We start from the raw sequence: 11,700 nt of genomic DNA, 5'->3' as shown, positions 1-11,700 counted from the left end.
TCAGCCTGTCAGGTCATTCCCGGTCAAATCACCGGGCAAATCAATCGGTTGTCGCTGTCGGTTGCACGGCCTTGGCAGCAGCAGCCTGGTCGGCGGCGTTGACTGCCGCCTCACTGCGCTGCGCCGGCACCAGCAGCCTGGTGTTCTGGACGCCGTATTTCCAGGGATCGACCATCTGCATGGCCGTATTGGCGGCCTGTGCGTTGCCGGCGGCAATCGTCGGTCCCTCGGAGCGGACATAGTCGTCGCTGGTGCAGCCGCCGGCGAGGCCGGCGATCAGCAGGGCGATGCATGATTCCACGCGCATGGCTTCAATCCTTCGGCAGGTCGAGGAAATGCCCGACGGTGGTGACCGCGGCCGGCTGTGCCGTACTGCCGCTGGCCATTGCCACTGCACGATTGGCTTCGGACGATTTCACTTCCTCGGTGTTGTTGAGGAAATAGTCGACATTGCTGGCCGGCTGCGTGCCGTCGGTCGGCTCGAGCAGCTTCTTCGACGGATCGACCGGCTTGACCAGATAGGGGGTGACGATGATCACCAGATCGGTCTCGCGCCGCTGATAGGATTTGGAGGAGAACAGCGAGCCGAGCACCGGCAGCTTGCCGAGGCCGGGGAGACGCGACGTGGTGATGTCGTTCTGTGACTGCAGCAGGCCGGCGATCATGAAGCTCTGGCCGTTCTTCAGGTCGACCGATGTTTTGGCGCGGCGCACGATAAAGCCCGGCACCGAGATATTGCCGATATTATAGGAGGCCGAAGCATCGATCGAGGACACTTCCGGCGCTATGTCGAGGCTCACCAGCCCGTCCTTGAGAACCGTCGGCGTGAAGTCGAGGCTGACGCCGTATTTCTTGTAGCTGACGGAAATCTTGCCATTGTCCTCGGAGACCGGGATCGGGAACTCGCCGCCGGCGAGGAAGCTTGCCGTCTGGCCCGAGCGGGCGATCAGGTTCGGCTCGGCCAGCCGCCTGGCAAGACCACGTTCCTCCAGCGCCTTGATGGCGACGTCGATCGACAGGCCGTTGGACAGCAGCCGGCCGATGATCTCGCCATTGCCGGCTCCCGGCACCGAGCCCGGCTCGATGGTGACGTCGCGCCCGCCAATGCCGTAAGCAAAATTGGCGCTGTATTTGGCGCCGAGATCCTGTCCGGCCTGGCGATTGATCTCGACGAAGCGGACGTTGAGCTGAACCTGCTGCGAGGACGAGATGTTGACCGAATTGATCACTTCTTCATTGCCGGAGAAGCGGCTGGCGATCTTGCTTGCCTTCTCGGCGGCGACCGCGTCATCGGCCTCGCCCGACAGCACGACGCGGCCATTGGCCGAGCCGACCTTGATCTTGGCGTCCGGCACGCTGGCGCGAATGGTGCTGGCCAGCTGGTCGGTGTCCAGCGTCACCTCGATGTCGACGGTGCCGACCAACTGCTTGTTCTCGTCGAACAGCGCGATGCCGGTGGTGCCGAGATTGTTGCCCAGCACATAGAAGGATTTGTCGGTCAGCGGATTGACGTTGGCGATCTCCGGATCGCCGATGACGATCTGGTAGAAGGCGGCATTGGTCATGACCGTCTTCGGCTTGCCCTTGGCTACCTTGATCGACGCATTCGTTGTCGACGAGACATGGACGATATCGTTGTCGGCCTTGGCTGGCGCACTGAGGCCGAGCATTGCGGCCGCGGCCAGGCAAGCCCCCACCGCAAGCGCCCGCATTGGGCGCAGCCCTTTCGTAGTTCGAAATGCATGAAGTCCCGACATCTGTCCCGTCCCTCGCCCGGTCCCCACCGGCAGTTATTGCTGGTCCCGCGCAGGAACCTGGTATTCTTCGACCTGCGTGCCGCGCGTCACGATGATCGTCTTGAATTTCGGCTTCTCAGGCTCCTTGGTCGCGGCAGTGAACAGCGCGCCGGCAGCGGCCTGGACGCCGGAGGCGACCGATCCGCCGAAGGACGAGATGGTGGTGACGCCGTCCTTGGCGGCCCCTCCGTCTGCGGCCGAGCGGAGCGACAGCGACAAGGTGCCGACGGTGCGGGCAAGCGCCACTTTCTGCGCGCCTTCGGTCGTCACCTCGATGGTGACGGAATTGGCGATCTGCGGTGTGGTCTGGCGCTCGTCGGCGCCCTGCCCCACGGTCAGCACCTTGGCGTCGGAGACGACGATCTCGGAGGTAACGGTCGATCCGGCAGCGCCCTGCGCGTTCTTGGCCACTTCCTGGATTTCGCCCGCATCGCGTGTCAGCACCACGTCGACCCGGTCGCCCGGCATGACGAAGCCGCCGACACCGGCGATCTCGTCGGTGCGGATTGTCACCGCCCGCATGCCGGGCGTCATCATGTTGGATAGCGTCGCGCGGCCGTTCGGCCCCGACAATTTGCTGATCAGCACCGGCTCGTTGATCTCGATCGGCGACAATACCACGCGGCTGCCTTCGGCGAGCAATGCATTGACTGTGGTGAACGCGCCCTGCGGCACCGAATCCTCGGACCATGGGATTTCGCTGAGCTGCGCCCGGTCAAGCTCCATGCCGTAACGCAACGGCGCGTTGGCCACCACGATGGTCTTGAAGACGATCTTGGGGACGGCGGGCGCCGGGATCGACGCCGTTTTCTCTTCGGCATCGGCCTTGGCCTGGCTTTTCACCCAGAAATCCGCGGCAAAGATTGAAATCGCGCCGAAGACGGCAGCGATGCCAATCATCGTTATGGCCTTGCCCCTCACAACCAACCCCTGACATTCGTGGTCTTTTGTTTTGTTGAGGCGACGCTAGGCCGCTTTGTTAAAGATTCAGGAATCGCGCCCGCTCCGCAGGGACCTATTTCCGCCAGCTTGGTTATCGAAAGGTTTTAGGATAAGAAGGGTTTAATCCCCGAACGTAACAGGAACTTCCGTCGCTTGGCGCCGAAAAGCGTGGCAGTATCGACGGGTGATTCGCGGCACCGGATTCTATGGCAGGCATGGACGACAACAACGATCTTTTCGGCAATCTGGAAAAGCAGCCCCAACCGGCTCGGACACCGGAGCGCCCGGCCGACCCGCTGGTGCAGGCCACGAAGCGTCCTGCCGCGACCAAGGACGGCAGCGAGGGCTATAGCGCCGCCGACATCGAGGTGCTGGAGGGGCTGGAGCCGGTGCGGCGCCGTCCCGGCATGTATATTGGCGGCACCGACGACAAGGCGATGCACCATCTGTTTGCCGAGGTCATCGATAATTCGATGGACGAGGCGGTCGCCGGCCATGCCACCTTCATCGATGTCGAGCTGTCGGCCGACGGGTTTCTGACCGTTACCGACAATGGCCGCGGCATTCCGGTCGATCCGCATCCGAAATTCAAGAAGCCGGCGCTCGAAGTCATCATGACGACGCTGCATTCGGGCGGCAAGTTCGATAGCAAGGTCTATGAGACCTCCGGCGGTCTGCACGGTGTCGGCGTCTCGGTCGTAAATGCGCTGTCGGACCATCTCGAAGTCGAGGTCGCGCGCGGTCGCCAGCTTTATCGCCAAAGGTTCTCGCGCGGCGTTCCGGTGAGCGGGCTGGAGCAGCTCGGCGAAGTGCACAACCGGCGCGGCACCAAAATCCGCTTCCATCCCGACGAGCAGATTTTCGGCAAGGGCGCCGCCTTCGAGCCGGCGCGGCTCTATCGCATGACCCGCTCGAAAGCCTATCTGTTCGGCGGCGTCGAGATCCGCTGGAGCTGCGACCCATCGCTGATCAAGGAAAAGGACCAGACGCCCGCCAAGGCGGAGTTCCATTTCCCCGGCGGCTTGAAGGACTATCTCAAGGCATCGCTTGGCGACGACTTCCAGGTGACCCGCGAGATCTTCGCCGGCAAGAGCGAAAAACAGGGCGGCCACGGCTCGCTGGAATGGGCGGTGACCTGGTTCGGCGGTGACGGCTTCGTCAACTCCTACTGCAACACCATCCCGACCGGCGAAGGCGGCACGCATGAGGCCGGCTTTCGCAATGTGCTGACGCGCGGGCTTCGGGCCTATGCCGACCTGGTCGGCAACAAGCGCGCCTCGATCGTCACCTCCGAAGACGTGATGATCTCGGCGGCAGGCATGCTGTCGGTGTTTATTCGCGAGCCGGAATTCGTCGGCCAGACCAAGGACAGGCTGGCAACGATCGAAGCCATTCGCATTGTCGAGACCGCCATCCGCGATCCCTTCGACCACTGGCTGGCCGACAATCCGCAGGAAGCCTCCAAGCTGCTGGAATGGGTGATTGCGCGCGCCGACGAGCGGGTGCGCCGGCGCCAGGAAAAGGAAGTGTCGCGCAAGAGCGCGGTGCGCAAGCTGCGCCTTCCCGGCAAGCTCGCCGACTGCACGCAGAATGCCGCCGCGGGCGCCGAACTGTTCATCGTCGAAGGCGACTCGGCCGGCGGCTCGGCCAAGCAGGCGCGCGACCGCGCCAGCCAGGCGGTGCTGCCGCTGCGCGGAAAAATCCTCAACGTCGCCAGCGCCGGCAACGACAAGCTAGCCGCCAACCAGCAGATTTCGGACCTGATTCAGGCGCTCGGCTGCGGCACGCGCTCGAAATACCGCGACGAGGATTTGCGCTACGACCGCGTGATCATCATGACCGACGCCGACGTCGACGGCGCTCACATAGCCTCGCTGCTGATCACCTTCTTCTACCAGGAAATGCCGAACCTGGTGAATGGCGGCCATCTCTATCTGGCGGTGCCGCCGCTCTATTCGATCCGGCAAGGCGGCAAGGTTGCCTATGCCAGGGACGATGCGCACAAGGACGAGCTGTTGCGCACCGAATTCACCGGCCGCGCCAAGGTCGAGATCGGCCGTTTCAAGGGCTTGGGCGAAATGATGGCCGCGCAGCTCAAGGAAACCACCATGGACCCGAGGAAGCGCACGCTGCTCCGGGTCGATGTGATCGACGCCGTGGCGGCGACCAAGGATGCTGTCGACGCGCTGATGGGCACCAAGCCGGAAGCCCGCTTCCGCTTCATCCAGGAACGCGCCGAATTCGCCGCGACGGAAGTGCTGGATATCTGAGCGCCGGCCGACTCTTCGTTTTGACGCAGTTCCGGGCGGAAAACCGTTTCAAACTTTTCCTGGAATTGCTCTAGCCTGCACTTCCGATACGGAGACCAGCTTGTGATCCGGGCGCGGCTGAAGAGCTACTTCGAAACCAGTTTGGCGGGCCTGACGCAGCCGACGCGCTCGGATTGGATTTTCGCCCTGCGCACGGTTTCGGCCGGTCTGATCGCGCTTCTCGCTGCTTACGCGTTGAAACTCGACCACCCGCAATGGGCGATGATGACGGTCTTCATCGTCGCCCAGCCGGTCGCCGGCATGGTGCTGGCGAAAGGTTTTTACCGGCTGCTCGGCACGCTGGCCGGTGGACTTGCGGCGATCGGCATCACCTCGGTTTTCGGCACCAATCCCTGGCTGCTGGTCACGGCGCTATCCGTCTGGATTGGGCTGTGCACGCTGGTTTCGTCGCTGCTGCGCAATCCGGAAGCCTATGGCGCCGCACTTGCCGGCTATACCGCGATGATCATTGGGCTGCCGGCTTTCGGCCAGCCGCACGTGGTCGTCGATCTCGCTGTCGCGCGCTGCGCCGAGATCGTGCTCGGCATCGTCTGCGCCGGCCTGACCAGCCGGCTGATCCTGCCCAAGCTGGCCGCTGACGCCATCATCTCCAGGCTGAAGCGCAGCATCCTCGACCTTGCAACCTATGCAGGCGGCGCTTTTTCCGGTGGCGACCCGGCGACGCTGGCCGGCCTGCACCGCAAGCTGATCACGGACGCCCAGATGCTGGCCGAGATGCGCGCCTATGCCCGGCTCGAAGCCCCGAGCTTCGCCACCCGCGCCCATCCGGTCCGCCTAACCATCGGTCAGCTTCTCTCGGCGCTGTCGGCGGCGCGCGCGCTGCATTCGCATGCCGCGCCGAAAAACGCAGCGCTCATTCCGGTGCGCTCGGAACTGCAGTCGTTGGTCAGCGAGCTGGCAGCGACGCCCGAGGCGCTGGACGACACGTCGCCCTGGGTGACGCGGCTCGACGCGATTGCCGGCAAGGCCCGGCAAATGCCCGACGCCTCGACCGATCAGGGCGACGACAGGGTCGGCACCATAACCCGCCTCACCATCGCCGCCGATTTCGCCGAAGCCTTCAAGCAGGTGCTGCGCGGCCTCGACGCCCTGCGCGCACCGGTGACGGGCCCCAGCCGGAGCAACAGGCAGCCGCCTGCGCTGGTGGTGCACCGCGATTATCCCGGGGCTTCGCGCAATGCCATACGCGCCGGCCTTGCCACGTTGGCGGTCGCCGCCTTCTGGCTGACGACGAAATGGTCCGACGCGGCCGGCACCGTCATCCTCGTTGCCGTCGTCTCCAGTCTTTTCGCCGCGCGGCCTGACCCGGTGCGGGTGTCCTGGGGCTTCTTCAAGGGAACGCTGCTGGCTTTGCCCTTTGCCTTCCTTGTCGGCCAGGTCGCGCTGCCTGCTTTGCCCGGCTTCGGCTGGTTCGCGCTGTTTGTCGTGCCGATCCTGGTACCGACGGCGCTGGGCATGGCCAATCCGCGCACCGTCGGCGTGGCGACGGCCTTTGCCATCAATTTCCTCGCCTTCCTCAGCCCGCATCAGGCGATGACCTATGCCCCAGGCCCGTTTTTCGCCGGCTCGGCGTCGGTGCTGGTCGGCATCCTGCTGGCGATCGGCGTCTTCATCGTGGTGCTGCCGGTGGATCCATGGCGCGCGGCCAACCGCATCGTGCGGGCCATGCGCGAGGATCTGGCGCGGCTGTGCCTGCATGAGCGGGTGCCGCGGCGTTCGGCCTTCGAGAGCCTGGCCTATGACCGCATCAACCAGCTGATGCCGCTCTTGCAAAATGCCGGCAGGAAAGGCGATGCGATTCTGGGCGGCGGGGTCGCCGCCGTTACCGTCGGCCTTGAAATCCTGCGTCTGCGCGCCGCGCAGCAGAGCCCGTCCACTCCTTCCGACACCGCGCTCTCGATCGCCAATTTCCTGCGCGGCCTCGCGCGTGAACTGCTCTTTCGCGCAACCGGCGATCCACAGACAGCAACTGTCACTGTGGCCCGGCAATATGCAGCCAGCCTTTCAGAGCGCAGCGGCGGTGCGGATATGCTGCAGATCGCAGCCTCGCTGCGCATCATCGCCGCCGCGATCGAGGATTTCCCGGATTTCTTCACCAGGGACCGTGGCTAGGGCGTCAGGCCGCGGCTATCGCCAGCGCATGCCCGCGCGCGTTTTCCCGCAGCGCGTCGAGATGGATCGACTTGACCAGGCCGGCGAGATCGCCCTCAGTGGATTGACCTCCGAGTTCCTTCAGCATCAGCCAGCTGACTTCCTGCACGCCGGCGAGGCGCTTGCCGTTGGCGACTTCGCGCCAGATCTTGAGCGCGCGCAGGATGATGCCATGGGTGGAAGCGGCAAGGCCGGCGCTGCGGAACAGCGCCTGCAACGCAACGTCCTGGCCGCCGGCGAGCAAGGCCCGCACCCGCTGCTCCGACTGCTGGCTGAGCGCAACCAGGGCCGAGCCGAAAAAGTCGACCTTGCCGTGGGCAATGGCACGGATGACGAAACTTGCGGTCAGGTCGCCGCGCAGGCGCAGATGTTCGATAAGTGCCGCATGTTCCTCCGCGCGCGTGCCTTCGACCAGCCGCACCGAAGCCTTGACGCAAGCATCGCGCGTGACGCGCTCGGCTCTGGCCGCCCCCATCAGCGCCATCACCAGCGGCGAAGCCTTCAGCGTTTCGCCGAGCTTGACCAGTAGCATGTGCCGGCAGTCGGCCGGCAGCCGCACATCCGTGACCATTGCCTCGCGCAAATGAGCGATATGGCCATGCCGCTCGGCCATGCGGCGGAAGCTGAGCGACGCGATATCGGCGCCGTCATTGGCGAGCAGCGCCGCACACGCTTCCGGTTCGCCGATCTCGGCGATTGCCGCGGCAACCGCCATCGAAACGACCGGCCGGTCGGCGATCAGTTTTTGCGTCGCCTTGTGACCGGCCGCGACGCGGTCGATCAGGTCGGCGTCCGTCAGCAGCGGGGAGCGCGCCAGCACCAGGGCTGCCACTTCCGGCTGATCGGAGGCAAGCGCGCTGATGATCTGCAGCGGCGCGTGATGGCTCATCGACAGCGCTTCGGCCATAGCCAGCCGCACCTTCGACGAGGCGTCGTCGAGCAGCAGCGTCAGCGCCGCTTCGGCCGCGCAACGGTCTTCGAAAGGCAGGTCGGAATTGACGTAGGCGCGGGCCAGCGCGCTCGCCGCCGCGGCGCGCTCCGAAACTCTCGCGGTGTAGATCCATTTGAGAAAATGCGAGACAACCATACTGCCTGCTACGCCCCTTGCCGGAAAGCTTCCGGCCCCAGGAATGACCCTAGGCAGAAATGGTTTACGAACGGTTCACCATGTTTATTAACTGGCTTGCGGGTGGCATGGGCAGCGCCTATCAACCGTCAGGCAGCGGAGGAGAAAAACGATGCCCGGGCTTTATCTCGAAGAGTTCGTCGTCGGACATGTCTTTCGGCACACGCTGCGCAAGACCGTCACCGAAAGCGATAACATGCTGTTCTCGGTGATGACGCTGAACCCGCAGCCGCTGCACATCGACTTCGACTTCGCCGCCAAGAGCGAATGGGGCAGACCGCTGGTCAATTCGCTGTTCACGCTCGGCCTGATGATCGGCATTTCCGTCAATGACATCACCGTCGGCACCACAATTGCCAATCTCGGCATGAAGGAGACGGTGTTTCCGCACCCGGTCTTCCATGGCGACACCATCGGTGTCGAAACGACTGTGATCTCGGTCAGGGAATCGAAATCCAAGCCGGACCGCGGCATCGTCGAGTTCGAGCATCGCGCCTACAATCAGAACGATGTGCTCGTCGCCAAATGCACGCGCCAGGCGATGATGATGAAAAAGGCGGCCTGATGCGCTCGCTGCTGTTTGTGCCCGGCGATTCCGAAAAGAAGCTGGACAAAGGCTTTGGCGCCGGCGCCGACGTGGTCATCGTCGACCTTGAGGATTCCGTGGCGCCACAAAACAAGGCGTCGGCACGCGACATCGCGGCACGTTTTATCGGCGGCAACCGGCAGCAGACAAGCTCCGCCATCTATATCCGCGTCAACGATCTCTCGACCGGATTGACCGACGACGATCTGGCCGCCCTGGTTCCGGTCAAACCCGACGGCATCATGCTGCCGAAGTCGAACAGCGGCCAGGATGTCCAGCAGCTATCCGTAAAGCTCCGCGTACATGAGGCCGAAAACGGATTGCCGGATGGCGCGATCAAGATCCTGCCGATCATTACCGAGACCGCTGCTGGGTTGCTGGCCGCCGCGACCTATGCCGGGGCAAGCGCCAGGCTTGCCGGCCTCACCTGGGGTGCCGAAGATCTGTCGGCGGCGATCGGCGCGCAGGCTGCGCGCGACGATAACGGCCGCTACACCGATGTCTTCCGCCTTGCCCGCACCATGACCATCCTTGCCGCCGGCGCAGCTGAAGTCGCGGCGATCGACACGGTTTTCCCCGCCTTTCGCGACATGGCCGCCTTCGAAGCCGAATGCACGGAGGCCGAGCGTGACGGCTTTACCGGCAAGATGGCGATCCATCCGGCGCAAGTGCCGGTCATCAACGCCGCCTTCACGCCATCGGCGGAGGCAGTGCAACGCTCGCAGGCCATCGTCGCGGCCTTCGAGGCGGCCGGAAATCCCGGCGTGGTCGGCATTGACGGCAAGATGTATGACCGGCCGCATCTCAGGCTCGCCGAACGGCTTCTGGCTCGCGCCAAGGCAGTCGGGGTTTAGTCCCGCGCCAGCACGATGACCCGGTCCTCAGGCAGGTAGGCCAGCGCTTGCGACTTCAACGGGTTGACGGTGACGCCGCCCAGAGCCCGCTCATCACTCTGCGCAGCGCGAACGCGCCTATGTCCGATGGCGATCTCGCCGCGCAGCCGCGCCGATTCCGCGATCGTCCAGAACGTCACCGGCTGATCGATGGCGACATAGTGGCCGACCGGACGCATGTAGATTTCGGAGCCCTCCTCGTCGAGCAGGTCATCGAAGATCGCGGCGAGATGCTGGTTCTCCGATGCCTGCGCCAGCATCAGGCTGACCAGCCGGTTGCTGACGACGAAGTCATCGGCCTTGGTCACCGCCGCCAACTCGCGGTTGCGCACGTCGATCATTTCGCTAACAATCGAGATATGCGTGCCGGCATCGTCTGCGATTTTGCGCAAATGCAGCAGCGTCACCAGCGTGCGCGTATCGGCGGGCTGCGCTGCCATGGTCTCGCTGTAGCCGAGGACGAGCACGTGGTCGTAGGAAGGCACGTCCAGGCTTGCCAGTGCTGTGCTGCTCGACGTGTCGGTGATCCGGCAGGAAACCGACAGATTGTCGCCGACGACCGGCAGCCCGGTAACTTCCTGTTCGAGGCCTGGCGTATCGGCGGCGATGGTCAGGATCGAACCAGGCGCGACATAGCGCGACAGTTCATAGGTTATGATCGGACCGCGCCGGTTCCAGCCAAGGATCAGCGTGCGCTCCGGCTTCGCCTCGATGGGCTGATGGCGAAGAATCGCCGCGGCATCGATCTTGGCTCCGGCGCTTCCCAGCTTGATGGCGGCATCGTCCTCGGCAATGATGATGGCGCGCGTGTCCTTGCCGATTACCAGCTCCGACGGCGGGTTGAGATTGACGCGCCCCTGCTGGTCGCAGAGCCCGATCAGCGTGCAATGCTCATACGCCATCACTGCCTCGCCGAAGGTCTTGCCGGTGAGATCAGGCTGCTCGGTCGTGTAGATTTCGCAGCCGTCGAAATCGAGCAGCTCCGAATAGACGCCGCTGAGACCCGACTGCCGGCTCGAATGCACGACGATGCGCGAGATCAGCTGGTCGGCCAGGACAAGCTGTACCTCGGCCCCGCCGACGACGCGGGCGACCTCGGCGTTCTTTCCGTCGCGGATCTCGGCGGCGATGTTATAGGGCGCCGTGCGCCGGTTCGGGTCGTTGGCCAGCGCCAGCACCGTCTTGATCACCTGCGAATCCGGGTCGTCGCCGTCCGGCGACAGCACGATGATCGAGCGCGAGGTCTGCGGGTTGACGATGGCCAGATCGTAGAGGTCGGTCGGGTCGCCGCTGCGGCAGATGATGCGTGTATTGCCCAGTCTGCCGACTTTGGCGGCGATCTCGTCCTCCATCGCCACCTTGTCCATATTGGCCATGACGACAATGCGCGGATGGCGGCGGCTGGCATTGGCAATGACGAGTTCGGAGATGACGTCGAAGATCGACGGCGACCAGTTGAGGATGATGGTGTGGTCGCTCTCCAGCACCCGCGAACGGCCCTTGCGCAATTCATCGAGCTTGCTGTCGACGCCGGCGCTGAGCACGCCGATGAGGGCCGACACGACGAAGATGCCGGCGAGCGTGACAAAGAGCATGACGAGACGAAAGGCCCAGCCGGTGTCGCCGCCCATCGTGCCGGAATCGAGCGTGCGCATCAGCGATTCCCAGAATGCTTCGAAGAAGTTCAGTGGTTCGCCGCCCTCCGGCGCGATGCGGGTCACCGCAAGAAAAGCCGCGGCGGCGATGATGATCAGCAGCGAAGCGACGGCGAGCCAGCCGATCAGCGCGATCGGCCCGGCCGCCATGCTCTTGTCAAACCCATAGCGCAGCCGGGTTCGCAGCGAGTCTCGTTTCTTCATGTCGCCGGCGACCCCCA

Annotated in this window: 9 protein-coding genes; 4 read left to right on the top strand and 5 right to left on the bottom strand. The window is 64.2% G+C overall.

Translation table 11 applies throughout. The annotated features are described in order from the left end of the window. Positions 1-40: 40 nt before the first annotated feature. From NLY42_RS19610 to cpaB, 3 genes are all read right to left on the bottom strand, one after another. Positions 41-307: a hypothetical protein gene (locus NLY42_RS19610; RefSeq protein WP_023667602.1), complete on the bottom strand. Its 267-nt coding sequence runs from the start codon at positions 305-307 to the stop codon at positions 41-43. Between the two features lie 4 nt (positions 308-311). Next, complete coding sequence (locus NLY42_RS19605) at positions 312-1,712, bottom strand: type II and III secretion system protein family protein (RefSeq protein ID WP_031244501.1); 1,401 nt, start codon at positions 1,710-1,712, stop codon at positions 312-314. 78 nt (positions 1,713-1,790) lie between these two features. Beyond that, positions 1,791-2,696: a Flp pilus assembly protein CpaB gene (cpaB, locus tag NLY42_RS19600; protein WP_023667604.1), complete on the bottom strand. Its 906-nt coding sequence runs from the start codon at positions 2,694-2,696 to the stop codon at positions 1,791-1,793. A gap of 257 nt (positions 2,697-2,953) precedes the next feature. Between cpaB and parE the strand changes: the two genes are divergently transcribed. Together parE and NLY42_RS19590 are read left to right on the top strand one after the other, a co-directional pair. Next, a complete protein-coding gene (parE, locus tag NLY42_RS19595; RefSeq protein WP_023744803.1) occupies positions 2,954-5,008 on the top strand; it encodes a DNA topoisomerase IV subunit B in 2,055 nt (684 codons plus the stop codon). A gap of 102 nt (positions 5,009-5,110) precedes the next feature. Continuing rightward, on the top strand, positions 5,111-7,180 hold the full coding sequence (locus tag NLY42_RS19590) for an FUSC family protein (RefSeq protein WP_023753328.1): 2,070 nt from the start codon (positions 5,111-5,113) through the stop codon (positions 7,178-7,180). Between the two features lie 4 nt (positions 7,181-7,184). Here NLY42_RS19590 and NLY42_RS19585 read toward each other — a convergent pair whose 3' ends face one another. After that, positions 7,185-8,306, bottom strand: a complete 1,122-nt coding sequence (locus NLY42_RS19585; protein WP_023753329.1) for a DUF2336 domain-containing protein — start codon at positions 8,304-8,306, stop codon at positions 7,185-7,187. 151 nt (positions 8,307-8,457) lie between these two features. On the opposite strand from NLY42_RS19585, the gene NLY42_RS19580 reads away from it, so the two are divergent. Together NLY42_RS19580 and NLY42_RS19575 are read left to right on the top strand one after the other, a co-directional pair. After that, entirely contained in the window at positions 8,458-8,910 is a 453-nt protein-coding gene (locus NLY42_RS19580) for a MaoC family dehydratase (protein WP_023753330.1), read from the top strand. Further along, positions 8,910-9,785 (top strand): HpcH/HpaI aldolase/citrate lyase family protein, encoded by an 876-nt coding sequence (locus tag NLY42_RS19575; protein WP_023753331.1) that lies wholly within the window; start codon positions 8,910-8,912, stop codon positions 9,783-9,785. Before NLY42_RS19580 ends, NLY42_RS19575 begins: the two co-directional genes overlap by 1 nt. On the opposite strand, the gene NLY42_RS19570 is transcribed toward NLY42_RS19575, so the two are convergent. After that, positions 9,782-11,683, bottom strand: coding sequence for a CASTOR/POLLUX-related putative ion channel (locus NLY42_RS19570; RefSeq protein WP_023753332.1), 1,902 nt, complete (start codon positions 11,681-11,683; stop codon positions 9,782-9,784). The two genes, NLY42_RS19575 and NLY42_RS19570, sit on opposite strands and share 4 nt — an antisense overlap. Positions 11,684-11,700 lie beyond the last annotated feature (17 nt).

Source organism: Mesorhizobium sp. C372A (assembly GCF_030323245.1).
Lineage (GTDB): Bacteria > Pseudomonadota > Alphaproteobacteria > Rhizobiales > Rhizobiaceae > Mesorhizobium.
This window is presented reverse-complemented; position numbering and strand designations above follow the sequence as displayed.

Coding starts and splice junctions, on each gene's coding strand:
- NLY42_RS19610 (WP_023667602.1), bottom strand. CDS start 307: ATGCGCGTGGAATCATGCATCGCCCTGCTGATCGCCGGCCTCGCCGGC.
- NLY42_RS19605 (WP_031244501.1), bottom strand. CDS start 1,712: ATGCGGGCGCTTGCGGTGGGGGCTTGCCTGGCCGCGGCCGCAATGCTC.
- cpaB (WP_023667604.1), bottom strand. CDS start 2,696: ATGATTGGCATCGCTGCCGTCTTCGGCGCGATTTCAATCTTTGCCGCG.
- parE (WP_023744803.1), top strand. CDS start 2,954: ATGGACGACAACAACGATCTTTTCGGCAATCTGGAAAAGCAGCCCCAA.
- NLY42_RS19585 (WP_023753329.1), bottom strand. CDS start 8,306: ATGGTTGTCTCGCATTTTCTCAAATGGATCTACACCGCGAGAGTTTCG.
- NLY42_RS19580 (WP_023753330.1), top strand. CDS start 8,458: ATGCCCGGGCTTTATCTCGAAGAGTTCGTCGTCGGACATGTCTTTCGG.
- NLY42_RS19575 (WP_023753331.1), top strand. CDS start 8,910: ATGCGCTCGCTGCTGTTTGTGCCCGGCGATTCCGAAAAGAAGCTGGAC.
- NLY42_RS19570 (WP_023753332.1), bottom strand. CDS start 11,683: ATGAAGAAACGAGACTCGCTGCGAACCCGGCTGCGCTATGGGTTTGAC.